Below are 14,209 nucleotides of genomic sequence, written 5' to 3' on the forward strand. Positions count from 1 at the left end.
GCACGGACGAAGACGTCAGCTGGGCCGTGTCGGTGGACTCCACCATCGTGCGCGCTCACCAGCACGCTGCCGGGGCCCGCAAAAAGGGGCCCCGGCCGGCGAACCGGACGACCACGCCATCGGCCGGTCCCGCGGCGGACTGACCACGAAGATCCACCTCGTGGCCGACGGACGGTGCCGGCCGCTGGCGTTCCACCTCACCGCCGGTCAGGCCGGTGACGCACCCGCCTTCACCGACGTCATGGCCCGCCTGCGCGTTCCCCGTCGGCGAGGACGGCCCCGCACCAGGCCGGACCTGGTCCTGGCCGACAAGGCGTACTCCTCCCGCGCGATCCGCGGCCACCTGCGCCGACGCGGCATCCGGGCGGTGATCCCCGTCCCCGCAGACCAGCGCGGACACCGGCTACGTCGGGGCAGCCGCGGCGGCAGACCACCGGCCTTCGACCGCGAGACCTACAAGCAGCGCAACACCGTCGAGCGGTGCATCAACCGCCTGAAGCAGTGGCGGGGTATCGCCACCCGCTACGAGAAGACCGCGACCATCTACCTCGCCGGACTCCACATCGCGGGCATCTTCCTCTGGTCAGCGCGGTGATCCAAACGAAACTGCCTAGTTCCTGATCACACTCGACCAGGAGATACCGGCGGACCTGGACGTGCACCTGGTGCTGGACACCTACGCCACCCACAAGACCCCAGCTGTCAAGACCTGGCTGCTGGCTCACCCCCGCTTCTACCTGCACTTCACGCCCACCGGCTCGTCCTGGCTCAACCTGGTCGAGCGGTGGTTCGCCGAGCTGACGAACAAGCAGCTACGGCGAGGCGTCCACAGAAGCGTCCAGGCGCTGGAGAAGGACTTCCGGACCAGGATCGCCGCATGGAACACCGATCCCAAGCCCTACGTCTGGACGAAGACCGCAGACGAAATCCTCGAACGCCTCGCCAGCTATCTGAACAGGATTCCTGACTCAGAAGACTAGGAGGCGTGCCGGTGGGCTGCCCGGGTGTGGTGCACCCAGGGTGCATGCGTCCTGGTTGGTCATCGCTGATCTGCGCAGACTCGGTGGAGCGGGGAGGGACCGCACCGTTCGAGGGAGGGGGCCGCCATGGCCGCGATCGAGGCCGGCAACTGGGATGTGGTCGGTGCGTGGTGACTGAGGACGAGCACCTCCCGCAGGAGCTGCTGCCGGACGGCCGTTACGACAAGGCGCGCGGCAAGCGGGCCAGTGCGTACACCGGCCGTTACACGGTCACCGGTAGTCGCTGCACTACGTCTGCGACACCGGGTTCATTCCCGCAGGGGTATCCGCGACGGAGTGCTCCACCGGGAGCAGGGGTCATCGTTGCGGGCGACGAGCGTAGCGGGACAACGGGGTTCGGACAACAGCCGCTCCGGCCAGGGAGACCCACTCCTCGTGGGAGCGGACTGGCTGCCGAGACGGGCAGCAGTAGCGGGCAAACATGTCAAGCGCAAGGAAAGGACCGCATTCATGATCGGTGCACGTCTTGAGGGCAAGGTGTCCCTGATCACGGGAGCGACCGGGGGGATAGGTGCGGCGACCGCGGAACTCTTCGCCCGGGAGGGCGCGCGGCTGGTGATCACCGATGTAAGGCGGGAACCCCTCGAGAAGCTGGCGCGGCGCATTGAGGCGGGTGGCGCCGAGGTGACCACCATCCCCCTCGATGTCTCCTCCGCGCGGGAATGGGAGGAGGTGACGGCCCTCGTACGCGATCGTTTCGGAGTGCTGGACGTGCTGGTGAACCTCGCCGGAATCCTGGGCTGGCCGGGTATCGAGGACACGCGGGAGGAGGTGTGGGACCGCGTGATCGACGTGAACCAGAAGGGCACCTGGCTCGGTATGAGGGCGGCGATGCCGCTGCTGCGAGCGAGTGGCAACGCGTCGGTGATCAACACCTCGTCGGTGCTCGGCCTGGTGGGCAGCGGCGCGGCCGCGGCCTATCAGGCATCGAAGGGCGCTGTGCGCCTGCTGAGCAAGACGGCCGCGGTCGAGTACGCACGGCAGGGCATACGGGTCAACTCGATACATCCCGGAGTGATCGCCACACCGATGATCCAGGATCTGCTGGACGAGCAGGGCGACCAGCAACCGGACATCCAGCGCACCCCCATGCGCCGAGCCGGCCGCGCCGATGAGATCGCCTCCGCGATGCTCTTCCTCGCCAGCGACGACTCCTCCTTCGTCACTGGCTCGGAACTCGTCGTCGACGGCGGCCTCACCGCACACTGAACGACCCGCGCGCCGGGTCTCCACGACGTCTCACGCCTCCCGTGCCCACGCACGACACGCGCGCTCAACGCCTGTGCCGTCTGCCTCGTGGGTGCGTGCCCCCACAGCAGCCCGGACAGCCGGCGCGGAAAACTGCGCGCGACCCCGATCTTTACGAGAGGACCTCATCATGACGCCCACCGCCCCGTCTGCCGAAGCATCCGAGTTCGCCGGGAAGACCGCCCTGGTCACCGGGGCCGCGCGCGGCGTAGGCAAGGAGACCGTGGCACTGCTCCATGCCCGTGGTGCCCGCGTCATCGCCGTCGACTTGCGTCCCGACGTCACGATCCTGCAGGACGAATTCCCCGGCGTACTCGCGATGCGGGGCGACATCACGCGAGAGGAGACCGCCGTCCACGCGGTCCGCTCGGCGCTGGACACCTTCGGAGGACTGGACATCCTGGTGAACAACGCCGGACGCACCCTGAACAAACCCGTCTCCGAAACCACCGCCGAAAACTGGGACACCGTGATGGCCGTCAACGCCCGCGGATCCTTCCTCTGCGCCCGAGAAGCCTTCCGAGTGATGCAGAGCCGGGGCGGCGGGAGCATCGTGAGCACCGGGTCCTACGCCGGCACGGTCGCCCTGCCCGAAGGCGCCGCCTACAGCGCGTCCAAAGGCGCCCTGGCCCAACTGACCAAGGTGCTCGCCGTCGAAGGCGGACCCTGGGGCATCCGCGCCAACCTCGTCGCCGCTGGCGTGATCGAGACCGACTTCCTCGACGCGATCCGCCCTGACAGCCGCGCCTACCTGGCATCGTTCGCCGATGCCCAGCCCCTGGGCCGAGTCGCACAGCCCGAAGAGATCGCCGAGGTTCTCTGCTTCCTCGCCTCGCCACGCTCCAGCTTCATCACCGGAGCCGTGGTACCCGCAGACGGCGGTTTCACCGCCGTCTGACGTGACGGGGCCGATCAGCCATCGCTCGGACCCACCACCCTGCACGCCGGACGGCGGGTTACCGGAAGTTCGTCATCGCGTGCCCGCACGTGATCGACCGCTGGTGCGTGTCGCGCCACGGGCTCGGGGCACCGTGACCCCGGTTCGGCCAGGACCTGCTGTACCAGCAGGGCGTTGATGTGCATGAGCGCGGACTGGAGCACTGCAGGGCGCGCATCGAAATCTCAGCGTGCTCCTTGTCCTGGCCGGTCAGCGCCCTCCTTCCCGTAGTGGAGCACGGTGTTCGCGCTGTCCCGGTTCTCCGCGACCTGAAGCCCGCCGTGGATGTCGCGGCGCAGGCCAGGACTGGCCAGGTAATCGCAGGTGAACGCCGCACGAACTGCGCGGCCGAGTTCTTCGAGAGCCGGTAGGCCGGGTGCTTGGGGCCACCGCGGGTGAGGCGCCGCAGGACCTGCTCTGCTTCCGCCGTCCCGAGCCAGAGCGCCATGGCGTACTTCACTCTCCGGCCGTACCGCTGCTCGATCAGGTCCCAGCGGATCGGCGGCGTCGCCGACGTCACCCTGACGAGCCGAAGTCAGTAGGCCGCCGCCGTGTCCGCGCTGTTCGGTGACGTCACCAGGTGCGGGCGGTGCGGTGCAGATCGTCAAAGCTTGCGTGGAGGTGTTGCCCGAACGTGCCGTGCTGCGGATCGGCCAGCCACCGGGCTGCGGCACAGTGGTACGCGGTGACGGATACGGCTGCGGTGAGCGTCGCAGCAGGGTCGGGAACGCCCCGTGCGCGCAGTGCGCCGGCGATCGCAGCGGTAAGGGCCGCCAGTTTCGCCCATTCACGCTCCCGAAGGTCAGAGTGTGCGTCGAGGATGTACCTGCGGCGCTGTGCCGCGCTCCGACGCTGGTCGAGCCAGTCACTGCCAGCAGTGAAGACCGCGCGGATCGCGTCGAGCGGAGACTGCTCTGTGGGTGCCCTGCCGAGCGCGTCTCGTACCCCGGCGATGAACGAGTCCTGTCCCGGAAAGAGTACTTCGCGCTTGTCCGCGAAGTGGTTGTAGAAGGTGCGCTCGGTCAGACCTGCGCGCGCCGCGATCTCGGCCACGGTCGTGCGTTCGTAGCCGCGCTCGGTGAACAACTCGATCGCGGCTTCCTGCAGTCGTTCCGGCGTGCCGCCCGGCCATCGTGCCATGACACGCAGAGTAATGACTGCAGAGCCTGCAATCAAGTTGTACAGTGATTGCAGAATCTGTAATCACTACTGTGCGGGACGATGCAGGCCGCGGTGGTGGAGCCGACGGGCCCTGCGGCCCCGACCAGGCGAAGGAGCTGGTGATGAACACTGTCGGGAAAAGGATGGGAGTGTTTCTGGGAGGCACGTTCGCACAGGACCCCGGCCTGACCAACCTCGTGGACCGGGCTGTGGAACTCGCGCACGAGGTGGCCGACGCCGGGATGCGCACGGTGTGGTTCGGGCAGGCGGCGGATTACGACGCGCCCCAACTCGCCGCGCTGGTGGGCCGGGCGGAACCCAGAATCGGCGTAGGCACCTCGGTCGTGCCGACGTACCCTCGCCACCCGCTGTTGCTGGCGGCGGCGGCGAAGACCGCACAGGCGGCTACCGCGGGGCGTTTCCGGCTCGGCGTCGGGCTCGGCGCGCGCACGGTGCTCGAGCCGCAGTTCGGCCTGCCGTATCCGCCGCAGATCCAGCACCTGCGCGAGTACCTCATCGCGCTGCGTCCACTGCTGGACGGCGACGACGCCGCCTTCGTGGGACAGACGCTGTCGTCGCGCCCGGCCGGCCCGACGGCCGTGGCCGGGGCCGTGCCGCAAGTCCCGGTCCTGGTGGCCGCGATGGGGCCGCGGGCCCTCGCAGCGGCGGGAGAGCTGGCCGAGGGGACGATTCCCTTCCTCGCCGGGCCCCGCACCCTGGCCGAACAGATCGTGCCGGCCATCACCGAAGCCGCAGCAGCGGCCGGACGGCCGGCCCCGCAGATCGTGGCCGGCGTGCCCGCGGTGGTCACCGACGACGCCGCGGCCGCTCGCAGCCGCGTCTCGGCCGCCCTCGGCTTCTACGACAGCATCCCGTCCTACCAGAAAGTCATCGCAACCGAAGGACTGTCCAGCGCGGCGGACCTGCTGATCGCCGGCGACGAGGACACCGTCACCGCCGGTCTGCGCCGCTACTTCGACGCCGGGGCCACTGAAGTCATGATCACCCATACCGACCTCTTCAGCGCCCAGGACCGTGCTCGCACCTGGGCCACCGCCCGGAACCTGTGACCCGGGACCACATCGTCCCTACCTCTCCCGCTGCGATCGCCGTACGGTCCCTGGCCACCAGCCCACCGCGCCCGTGGGAAGGCAAAGGCACACCGACCCGGCTCCGCTTCGGGCCCGGACTGGCGGCAGTTCACTCGACCATCGCCGACACGATGCCGGCTTGATCGGGAACGGCCCCAACGATGCCGATCCCCGGCATCGCCCCGCGCAACCAGCCGGGAAGCAATCTGTGCACCGGCCCACCAGCAAGACCATCAAGGGCGCTGTTCCGCTCACGTTCCCCAAGGAGGCAAAATGCCCAATGAGCTGAACCACATCATCGTCCACTGCCGTGACCGGCGGGAGTCCGCCGCGTTCCTGGCGAAGTTGTTGGGAGGACCATCCCCGCGCGACTGGGGTCTGTTCACCCAAGTGGATACAGCGAACAACGTCGGCATCGACTTCGCCGACGCCTTGGTCCCGCCGGACCGCATCAACGAGAGCCACCTCGCTTTTCTCGTGGCCGACGACGAGTTCGACGGCATCCTGGCGCGCCTGAAAGATCAGGCAATCACGTACTGGGCAGACCCACAGAAGTCCGAAGAGGGCGAGATAAACCATTTGTCCGGCGGACGCGGGGTCTATGCACTCGATCCCGGCGGCACGGTTCTGACTGAATTCATCACGGCCCCCTACCCCTACTGCTGACTGAGGGCTTCCACACCATCTGTCGAGCCGCGAGAGTGACGAATGGAGCGATCTCAAAAGTGCTCTGATCGTCGGGCCGGCACCGCATGCTGGCGTCGGCAGGGCCAAGACGTCGCCTTCGGCGCGCGCCCGCATCCTGCGACCGGTGCCGGCGGAGTCGGCGCCCTCGTCCAGGACATGGACGAGGGCCAGCGGCGGGCTCACTGCGTTCAGCGCGCCTGCGAGCGTCCTGTTGTCGCAGCACCCGGTCGACTGGAGTCCGCCGCGGCTTCGCCACACCCAGCACATGGCCGCCCGCATCGGTCACTGGCTCAGGTGACACGAAGACGACCACTACTTTCTCCAAGACATCGCCGACCTCGAAGGAACGAGCCTGGCCACCGTGCGTCTCGCGCTGCTCACGTACGGCTTCCCGCTGGGAACCTCCGTGCCTCGGACAGGTCGTCCGAGCAGGAGACCCCGAGCCGGCGGCGGGCGTGTTACAGGAGGATGACGGTGCGTTCGCCGGGTGCGTCCTGGTGGGCCCAGGCCGCCTCGACCTGGTCGAGCGGGAAAGGGTGCGGGCGCACGGCCATGCTTCCCGCGGCGATCGCGGCGACGAGTTCGGTGAGCTCCCGCTGCATGACGTCGATAGGAACCGCTCCGATGCCGCTGCCCAGGACGCGGAATGCGTTGGAGCGCATGGCGTGTCCGGACAGCATGATGGTGTCGCCACCCATGCCGCCGATCTGCACCCGGTCGAGCAGACGGGTGTGCTGGGTACGCGCCTCGAGGACGGCACGCATGGCGAGTTCGGTGGGCGGCCCCCACACGTAGTCGAGAACCACGTCGACCTCCGCGGCGGCTTCGGCGAGTGCGGCCGCGGTGGCCTCCTCGCCGGGGACGAGTTGCACGGTGGCGTCCGCGCCCTGGTCCAGGAGTTCGTCGAGGCGGGCGCGGTTGCGACCGGCGGCGATCACGCGATCGGCTCCAAGGTGCTTGGCGACCTTGACGGCCATCGATCCGGCGTTGCCGGTCGCGCCGTGCACGAGGACCGACTGCCCGGCCCGAAAAGTCACCCGGGTGCGCAGCGCGGCCCACGAAGGCAGGGCCGGGTTCATGGTGGCGACCAGGAGCGCGGGATCGGCTCCGGCTGGGACGGGGATGGCGGTGGCCGGGTCGATGGCGATGCGCTCGGCCAGAGAGCCCGCGCCCATTGGCATGACGAAGGCGAGGCTGCCGTCGGCCCGGCGGACTACGGCGTCGGCGCCGGCCAGGGCAGGCAGTGTCTTGGGGCTGGTGTAGTGCTTGCCCGCGGCGATTCCCTTGGTGGCACGGTGCACGCCGACAGCGAGGACGTCCACCATTTCCTGACCCGGAGCGGCCTCGGGTGCGGGGATGGAGCGGAAGTGCGGCGGCTCGTCGAATGACTCCACGAGCGCGGCATTGATCATGGATGTGCGCGTTTCCCTTGCTTGACACACAGCGCCGGTAAGATACGCAAGCGGATCCAACAGCATGGCCAAAGCCCATGAAAATCGACATACAGGGGTGCCGGCGAGCGAGCAGCGTGGAGAAGGCACCCCCACCCGGCGCAGGGGCGCCACCCTGGAGAACGCGATCACCGATGCCGCCTGGGACGTACTCGTCGAGCACGGCTACAACGGCTTCACCTACGAGGCCATCGCAGCCTGCGCCAGAACCAGCAAACCGGTGCTCTACCGGCGCTGGCCGCAGCGCGAGGACCTCCTCATCGCCACACTCACCCGGTACTGGCGCCCCCTCGGCATCCCCGACACCGGCAGCCTGCGCCAAGACGCCCTCACCCTCCTACGTACGGTCAACGCCGAGCGGGCTCGCACGGTGATACTCCTGCGCATCCAACTGGCGGACTACTTCCGCGAGACCGGCACCACCTTCCAAGACCTGCGCAGCCGCCTCCACCCCACGGACCAGCAGCCCCCCCTTCGCGACGCTCGTCGACCGCGCCATCGAACGAGGCGAGCTTACGGACGTACCGCGACCCGATCGCGTGGTGCACCTGCCCTTCGACCTGGTGCGCCACGACATGCTGATGACCATGGGCGCGTTGCCGGACGAGAAGATCGTCGAAATCGTGGACAAGGCGTGGCTCCCCCTGCTCGGCCTATCACCCCACGCCACGCACGCGGGACGTCAAGCCCACAAAGGCGACTCGTCGTCTGGTTCGACAACTATGCCCGCTGCCGCCCTCACCCTGGAGCGTCAACGCTGAGAACGCTCAGTCCACGGCCAGACGCGTACCTCGTCCAGGCCGAGGTTCTGCCGGGCGGTCGACTGCTGGTCCGTCGAGACCCGCTTGGAGACCAGGTTCGCCACCGAGGGGCGTACAGCTGCCGCCCGGCAGTGCCCGGCCTGGGGGCTGAGGGCGCAGGTCTGCGCGTCGCGGAGCCCGCTGGGGTTGCTGGGCGGTTCTTGCGGAGTGACGGCTCGGGGCCGTGAGGGTGGGCCTCGGCGGGTGGCGTCGGGCTGTCCTGGTCAGGCGCCGGCGCCGCCGTCGACCGGCAGGATCGCGCCGGTCACGTACGAGGCGCGGTCGCTGAGCAGCCATGCGGCCGCCTCGGCGATCTGCCGGGGCTCGCCCATCTGACCGAGCGGGATCGACTTGGTCATCTGCTCGACGATGCCGGGGGTCGCCGTCTCCCAGGTGTCGATCATCTCCGTGGCGGTGCCGCCGGGGGTGATGCCGTTGACCCGGATACGGTCACCGGCCCAGTTCACCGCGGCGGTCTCGGTGAGGCTGTTGAGCGCGCGCTTCATGGCGCCGTAGGCGGGCAGGGCCGGGTTCGCGCGGCGGCTGCCGATGCTGGAGGTGTTGACGATCGCCCCGCCGCCGTGCTTGCGCATGAGAGCGGCCTCGGCGTTCATGGCGGTCCAGTGCGCGCGGAAGTTCACGGCGAACTGCTCGTCGATGTCCTCGTCGCTGGTGGTGTGGACCGGGCCGAACTGCTGCTGGGGGACCGCGCCGTTGTTGAAGGCGCCATCCAGCCGTCCGTGGAGCTTTTCGACCTGGGCCACGGCGGTGCGGATGCTCGCGCTGTCGGCGAGGTCCAGGGTGACGGCGTCGGCAGTACCGCCGTCGGCGCGGATCTCCTTCACGATAGTCTCCAGGGCGTCGGTGCTGCGGGCGGCGAGCACGACGGCGGCGCCCTCGACGGCGAAGAGCCGGGCCGCGGCCGCCCCGATGCCACGGCTGGCGCCGGTGATGAAGACGACCTTGCCGGTGAGCAGGCCGACGGGAGCGATCTCAGGGGTGTTCGTGTTGTTCGTCATGGCAACAGCGTCCGGCCGGCCGCCGACCGGATACAGGCACAACCAGTACTACGATCCGCCGCCGGGTGGCGCGCACACTAGCCGTATGGACAAACAGGAACTCGGGGCGTTCCTTCGCAGCCGCCGCGAGCGGCTCCGCCCGCAGGACGTGGGCCTCCCCGCCGGCCCGCGACGCCGCACCCCAGGTCTGCGCCGCGAGGAAGTGGCCGTCCTCGCGCACATCTCCACCGAGTACTACATCCGCCTCGAACAGGGCAGGGCGCCGCGCCCCTCAGGCGACGTCCTGGCCGCGATCGCCGACGCCCTGCGGCTCACCGACGCCGAGTCCGGCCACCTCCACGTCCTCGCCGACACCGCGCCGAACCGCACCGGACTGCACCGGCGCGACGTCCGCCCCAGCATCCTCGCGCTCCTCGAACGAATGCCGCAGACAGCTGGTTTTGTGATGTCCGCCGCCTGTGAGGTCCTCGCCTGGAACGATCTCGCGGCCGCCCTCATGGAGGACTTCGCCCCGCTCACCCCCGACGAGCGCAACCTCGCTCGCCGGGCCTTCTCCGGACCGCAGCACGCCGATGAAACGCTCTACGGAATCTCCGACGCCGCCGACTTCCGGGCGAACGTCGTGATGCAGCTCCACACCACCCTCGCCCGCTACCCCACCGATTCCGCGGTCACCGGCCTCGTCGACGAACTCCGCGACACCAGTCCCGACTTCGCCCGGCTCTGGGACCGCCACGACGTACAGCCCGCACCGACGCTCACCAAGACCTTCCGCCACCCCGTCGTCGGTGACGTCACCGTCGACTGCGACACCCTTACCCTCACCGACCGCGACCAGCACCTCGTCCTCTACAGCGCCCCGCCGGGATCCCCCGGCGCCGAGACGCTGGCTCTTCTCAACGTCCTCGGAACCCGGGCGAGCGACTACCTGCCCTGAAGGGTGTCGCAGAAGGCCGTGAACTGAGCATCGCCGTTGCGTATGCCTGGGGTGTTGAGGGCCGAACGGGTGTGAGTGGCAACGTTCACCGGCCGATGGGTGGATCAGTCCGCTCGGCTGCTGAAAGCAGTGCAGGAACGCGGTGGCGAGGGGTGTGGGTGAGGCCGACCGTGGCGGCTTCCGCTGGCCAAGCGGGTGCTGCTGGTGGGCGTGCGCTACCGCACGAACCTCACCATGCGGCAGTTCGCGATTCGACCGGCCGTGAGGGGCTGCGGCGGTCGTACAGCGGCGCCACGGCCCAGGCGCTCCGTCCTGTGCGGGGTGAGGATGGCCCGTCGGCGCGGACGGTCTTCCTGACGGTGCGGGCGGGGTCCGCCAAGACGACGGACCCCGCACCCTGACGAGGGGCTGACTCCTCAGCCGGTCCGGCCGAGCACGGCCATACGCGCTCGGGGTCGGTGACGGGTGCCATATGGGCGGCGCCTTCGACGGTCAGGAGCCGGGCCCCGCGCCGGCGCGCGGTCTTCGCAGTGCCGGCGAAGAAGGGTGACTCTCCGCACCATATGTACGTCGCCGGTGGCCGAGGCCGGCCGTACACCGGGCTCGGCAGGGGTTCCTCGTGGGTGGCCCGGCTCATCGGCCGGGCCTGCGCGCTCACCCACTCCAGGTCGGCCGCCGTGAGACCCATGCATGGTCTCGAAGCCGAAGGGAGGGACCAGCCATGCCTCCTGCTCCGGCCGCAGAGCGGCAGCGGCATCGCAGGCGTCGCGCAGGACGGGGTGGAGGCCGAAGGCCGACTGGCCCGGCGAGGGGAAGAACGCGTCCAGATAGACGAGTTGCCGGACGCGCCGCGGCCGCTCCTGTCCGGCGCCGGTGATGACCATGCCTCCGTAGCTGTGGCCCACGAGGATCACGTCGGTGAGGTCGTGGCGGTCGATCAGGCCGACGATCTCGGCGATGTGGGTGCGCAGTCCGACGCCGGGTTCGGCCGGGGTGAGCGAGGGGCACAGGACGGTGTGGCCGGACGCTCGCAGTCCGGGGGCGACCCGCTCCCAGGCCCAGCCGCCGAGGCCACGAACCGTGCACGAGAACGAAGGTGGTCATCACCCCTCCGCTCCGGCCTTGGCCGCCCAGGCGGAGCGGATGTCCCGCAGCACCCACTTCAGACGGTCGTCGGGGATCAGGAAGCCGCCGACCCCGGACGAGAACAGCACGTCGTAGACGCGCTGGGACACCTCGGTGAGCCGCTCCTCGAAATCCTCGCCGTGCTCCGGTTCCGCGGGGAGCAGGATGACGACGGTGTCCTCCCGCTGTTCCACTGCTTCGACGGCGAAGTCCTCGCGCGGGTGGTGGCCCGACTCCTCGCACAGCACCGCTTTCGGGTCGGCGAGGAGCCTCTCCCGGTAGGAGCTGTCGTTGACGAGCCGGAGGGTGTGGCGGGTGCCAGCGTCGTGTTTCATGTGCTGCTCCGTGTCGTATCGGTGGCGGTCCGGGCCTCGTAGAAACCTCGGCGCATGGCCGGGAGTTCGGTCTTGAGCCGCTCGGGCAGCAGCCAGACGAAGTTGTCCCCGCTGGTCACAGGTCCATGAGGTTCACGGGCTCACTGCGGTCCGGCTCCTCCGGTCGTTTCGAGGGTGGGAGGACGTAGTACAGCGTGGCGCGTCTCTGTAGCCTGACCTGCACCTTGACCCCCGGGGCCGGGCGCACCCCCATCGACGCCAGGGCCTCCAGGGGCTCGCGTTCCAGTCGCGCGGCGAAAGACGGGTCTTCCCAGGCCCGGCGGGTGAGTGCCGTTTCGAGATCCTGGTCCCCGTCCGTCTCGTGTGCCCTGGCGGGCTCGCCCGCCTAGGTGCCGGCGTCGGCCGGTACGGCCCGGTCCTGGCTCCCCTGCCCGGGGAGCGCGGCGACCACCTTGACCTCCAGGAGGAACCCCGGTGCGAAGAGCGCGGACACGCCCACCAGCGTGCTCGCGGGTGCTTCCGCGACACCGGCCCGCAGCGGCCCGAAGATCGCGGGCAGCAGCTCCGGGGTGTAGTCGACGACGTAGATGGTCTCGTCGACGATGTCGTCACGGGTGGCGCCGACCGCGGCGAGCGCGGCGTCGAGGTTACGGGCGATCTGTGCCGCCTGGGCCCCGTGGTCACCGAGTCCCACGGGCCGTCCTCGCTCATCCCAGGCGACCTGCCCGGAGAGATGCACGAGCCGCCTTCCGTCGATGGTGACGACCTGGGTGATCTGGCCGGACGGGTTGTGCACGGACGGTGGACTGACGCGGGTCACCGACATGATCAGCTCCTCGAGGAGGGCGTACCCGCCCAGGCGGTCAGCGCCTGGGCCCGCTCGTCGCGGCGCGTGGCGTGGTCGGCGGTCCGGGTGGCCCACGCGACGTGCCCGTCGGGGCGTACAAGCACTTCGGCGACCCCGTCGAGGTCGGCGTGCTCGTCGTACTTGTCGACGGATACGGCCGTGACCCGGGAGGCCCGGTCCGCGCCGACGGCCTCCCGCAGGAAGGGGCCCTTCGCCAGAGCGAGCAGAACGAAGCGGCCGCGGGCGAGGAGTTCGTAGACCCGTGTCGCCGTCGAACCGGCGGCGGTCAGTCCCACATCGGGCATACGCCGTCCCACCAGCGGGTCGGCACCCGGGTCCGCCGGCGGGTAGTGGGTGCCGAGCGCGGAGACCTGATCGGCGAGCCGGTGGTTGACCTCCGCCATGCCCAGCAGCTGGTCGAGAAGCGACCGCAGGGCCGCAGCCGGGCGCTGATACCCCGAGATCAGCGTCAGTTCCGCCAACAGCGTCTGGACCTCGGTGTTCTCGGTCACCGACTGGCCGGCCGGTCGGCGCTCCGCGTCGTAACTGTCCAGCAGCCCGGGCGGGGCCCAGCCGTGCACCGCGGCGGCCAGTTTCCACCCCAGGTTCATGGCGTCCTGGAGCCCGGTGTTGAGCCCCTGGCCCGCCGCGGGGAAGTGGATGTGGGCGGCGTCGCCCGCCAGCAGGATCCGTCCTGAGCGGTAGCTCTCCGCGAGCCGCGTGGCATTGCCGAAACGCGACAGCCAGTCGGGCTCGGCGACCCCGCAGTCGGAGCCGGTGATCCGGGTGAGCGACGTACGGAACTCCTCCAGGGTCACCGGCTCCCGGGACGGGACCCGCATCCGCTCCGGATCCAGGCAGACGAACCGGGTGAGCCCGCCCTCCAGCGGCGCGACGATCACGCCGCGGGCCCGTGCCGCATCGAGGGCGCCGGGCCGCGGGTCGACGACCGCGAAGTCCCCGAGTATCCCCGTCAGGGTCTCGTCCGTGCCGGGGAAGCCGATCCCAGCGGTCCGCCGTACGAGGCTGCGCCCGCCGTCGCATCCGACCGCGTACAGGGCATGTACGGTCTCGGTGCCGCCGCCGGGAACGCGGGTCTCCACCTCGACCCCGTCGCCGTCCTGGCTCATGCCGAGAATCTCGTGTCCCCGGCCGATCTCCACCCCCAGCTCGTGTGCCCGCTCCCCGAGGATCGCCTCGGTGCGCGCCTGGGCCAGGAAGAGGGTGTAGCCGTGCCGCGAGTCGAGGGCACCGAAGTTCAGCTGGGTGGGCAATCCCGCGAAGTGCCAGCCCGGCACGGTCCGGCCGAGCGGGAGAAACCGGTCGAGCAGTCCCCGTTGGTCCATCAGTTCCACGCTGCGCGGGTGCAGGCTCAGCGCCCGCGAATGGCGCCGCGGTTCGGTGCGGCGCTCCAGGACCCGGGTCCGTACGCCCGCCAGTGCCAGCTCGCAGGCGAGCATCAGCCCGGTCGGGCCGGCGCCTACGACGATCACGTCGGTGTTCATCAGGGATGACCTCCTTCATTTAGTGA

The 14,209-nt window shown here is 69.8% G+C and carries 13 protein-coding genes and 7 pseudogenes; 11 read left to right on the forward strand and 9 right to left on the reverse strand.

Annotated features, from left to right (window positions below; genetic code table 11):
• The 5 genes and pseudogenes from ACZ3IG_RS24500 to ACZ3IG_RS24520 form a co-directional block, all read left to right on the forward strand.
• Window positions 1-595 (forward strand): annotated as a pseudogene (locus tag ACZ3IG_RS24500) (IS5 family transposase); the annotation flags it as partial.
• A 19-nt stretch (window positions 596-614) separates the two neighbouring features.
• Window positions 615-980, forward strand: a pseudogene (locus ACZ3IG_RS24505) (transposase); the annotation flags it as partial.
• Window positions 981-1,106: 126 nt separating this feature from the next.
• A pseudogene (locus ACZ3IG_RS24510) lies at window positions 1,107-1,331 on the forward strand (Atu4866 domain-containing protein); the annotation flags it as partial.
• Between the two features lie 159 nt (window positions 1,332-1,490).
• Window positions 1,491-2,249 carry an SDR family NAD(P)-dependent oxidoreductase gene (locus tag ACZ3IG_RS24515; protein ID WP_467434926.1) on the forward strand — a complete coding sequence of 253 codons (759 nt, stop codon included), beginning with the start codon at window positions 1,491-1,493 and terminating at the stop codon, window positions 2,247-2,249.
• Between the two features lie 169 nt (window positions 2,250-2,418).
• Window positions 2,419-3,186 (forward strand): SDR family NAD(P)-dependent oxidoreductase, encoded by a 768-nt coding sequence (locus ACZ3IG_RS24520; RefSeq protein WP_467434675.1) that lies wholly within the window; start codon window positions 2,419-2,421, stop codon window positions 3,184-3,186.
• Between the two features lie 224 nt (window positions 3,187-3,410).
• On the opposite strand, the pseudogene ACZ3IG_RS24525 reads toward ACZ3IG_RS24520, so the two are convergent.
• Both ACZ3IG_RS24525 and ACZ3IG_RS24530 read right to left on the reverse strand, forming a co-directional pair.
• Window positions 3,411-3,745, reverse strand: a pseudogene (locus ACZ3IG_RS24525) (Tn3 family transposase).
• A 53-nt stretch (window positions 3,746-3,798) separates the two neighbouring features.
• On the reverse strand, window positions 3,799-4,365 hold the full coding sequence (locus tag ACZ3IG_RS24530) for a TetR/AcrR family transcriptional regulator (protein ID WP_467434676.1): 567 nt from the start codon (window positions 4,363-4,365) through the stop codon (window positions 3,799-3,801).
• A 143-nt stretch (window positions 4,366-4,508) separates the two neighbouring features.
• Between ACZ3IG_RS24530 and ACZ3IG_RS24535 the strand changes: the two genes are divergently transcribed.
• Together ACZ3IG_RS24535 and ACZ3IG_RS24540 are read left to right on the forward strand one after the other, a co-directional pair.
• Window positions 4,509-5,456 (forward strand): TIGR03564 family F420-dependent LLM class oxidoreductase, encoded by a 948-nt coding sequence (locus ACZ3IG_RS24535; protein ID WP_467434677.1) that lies wholly within the window; start codon window positions 4,509-4,511, stop codon window positions 5,454-5,456.
• Between the two features lie 294 nt (window positions 5,457-5,750).
• Window positions 5,751-6,143 (forward strand): VOC family protein, encoded by a 393-nt coding sequence (locus ACZ3IG_RS24540; protein ID WP_467434679.1) that lies wholly within the window; start codon window positions 5,751-5,753, stop codon window positions 6,141-6,143.
• 479 nt (window positions 6,144-6,622) lie between these two features.
• Here the strand turns inward: ACZ3IG_RS24540 and ACZ3IG_RS24545 are convergent, their stop codons facing one another.
• Window positions 6,623-7,576, reverse strand: a complete 954-nt coding sequence (locus ACZ3IG_RS24545) for a zinc-binding dehydrogenase (protein ID WP_467434680.1) — start codon at window positions 7,574-7,576, stop codon at window positions 6,623-6,625.
• 64 nt (window positions 7,577-7,640) lie between these two features.
• On the opposite strand from ACZ3IG_RS24545, the pseudogene ACZ3IG_RS24550 reads away from it, so the two are divergent.
• Together ACZ3IG_RS24550 and ACZ3IG_RS24555 are read left to right on the forward strand one after the other, a co-directional pair.
• Window positions 7,641-7,820: pseudogene (locus ACZ3IG_RS24550) on the forward strand (TetR family transcriptional regulator); the annotation flags it as partial.
• Window positions 7,821-8,112: 292 nt separating this feature from the next.
• Window positions 8,113-8,376, forward strand: a complete 264-nt coding sequence (locus ACZ3IG_RS24555) for a TetR family transcriptional regulator C-terminal domain-containing protein (protein ID WP_467434927.1) — start codon at window positions 8,113-8,115, stop codon at window positions 8,374-8,376.
• 263 nt (window positions 8,377-8,639) lie between these two features.
• On the opposite strand, the gene ACZ3IG_RS24560 is transcribed toward ACZ3IG_RS24555, so the two are convergent.
• Complete coding sequence (locus ACZ3IG_RS24560) at window positions 8,640-9,434, reverse strand: SDR family NAD(P)-dependent oxidoreductase (protein WP_467434681.1); 795 nt, start codon at window positions 9,432-9,434, stop codon at window positions 8,640-8,642.
• 85 nt (window positions 9,435-9,519) lie between these two features.
• Between ACZ3IG_RS24560 and ACZ3IG_RS24565 the strand changes: the two genes are divergently transcribed.
• Both ACZ3IG_RS24565 and ACZ3IG_RS24570 read left to right on the forward strand, forming a co-directional pair.
• A complete protein-coding gene (locus ACZ3IG_RS24565; RefSeq protein WP_467434682.1) occupies window positions 9,520-10,371 on the forward strand; it encodes a helix-turn-helix transcriptional regulator in 852 nt (283 codons plus the stop codon).
• Between the two features lie 75 nt (window positions 10,372-10,446).
• Window positions 10,447-10,632: pseudogene (locus ACZ3IG_RS24570) on the forward strand (IS5/IS1182 family transposase); the annotation flags it as partial.
• Window positions 10,633-10,787: 155 nt separating this feature from the next.
• On the opposite strand, the pseudogene ACZ3IG_RS24575 reads toward ACZ3IG_RS24570, so the two are convergent.
• The 5 genes and pseudogenes from ACZ3IG_RS24575 to ACZ3IG_RS24595 form a co-directional block, all read right to left on the reverse strand.
• A pseudogene (locus ACZ3IG_RS24575) lies at window positions 10,788-11,432 on the reverse strand (alpha/beta fold hydrolase); the annotation flags it as partial.
• Between the two features lie 42 nt (window positions 11,433-11,474).
• The gene (locus ACZ3IG_RS24580; RefSeq protein ID WP_467434683.1) at window positions 11,475-11,831 is read right to left on the reverse strand and encodes a hypothetical protein; all 357 of its coding nucleotides are present in this window, start codon (window positions 11,829-11,831) and stop codon (window positions 11,475-11,477) included.
• Window positions 11,828-11,950 (reverse strand): hypothetical protein, encoded by a 123-nt coding sequence (locus tag ACZ3IG_RS24585; RefSeq protein ID WP_467434684.1) that lies wholly within the window; start codon window positions 11,948-11,950, stop codon window positions 11,828-11,830. The genes ACZ3IG_RS24580 and ACZ3IG_RS24585 overlap by 4 nt, the downstream gene beginning before the upstream one ends.
• A 266-nt stretch (window positions 11,951-12,216) precedes the next feature.
• A complete protein-coding gene (locus tag ACZ3IG_RS24590; protein ID WP_467434686.1) occupies window positions 12,217-12,657 on the reverse strand; it encodes a RidA family protein in 441 nt (146 codons plus the stop codon).
• A gap of 2 nt (window positions 12,658-12,659) precedes the next feature.
• The gene (locus ACZ3IG_RS24595; RefSeq protein ID WP_467434687.1) at window positions 12,660-14,183 is read right to left on the reverse strand and encodes a monooxygenase; all 1,524 of its coding nucleotides are present in this window, start codon (window positions 14,181-14,183) and stop codon (window positions 12,660-12,662) included.
• Window positions 14,184-14,209 lie beyond the last annotated feature (26 nt).

The organism is Streptomyces sp. NPDC016677 (genome assembly GCF_055562815.1).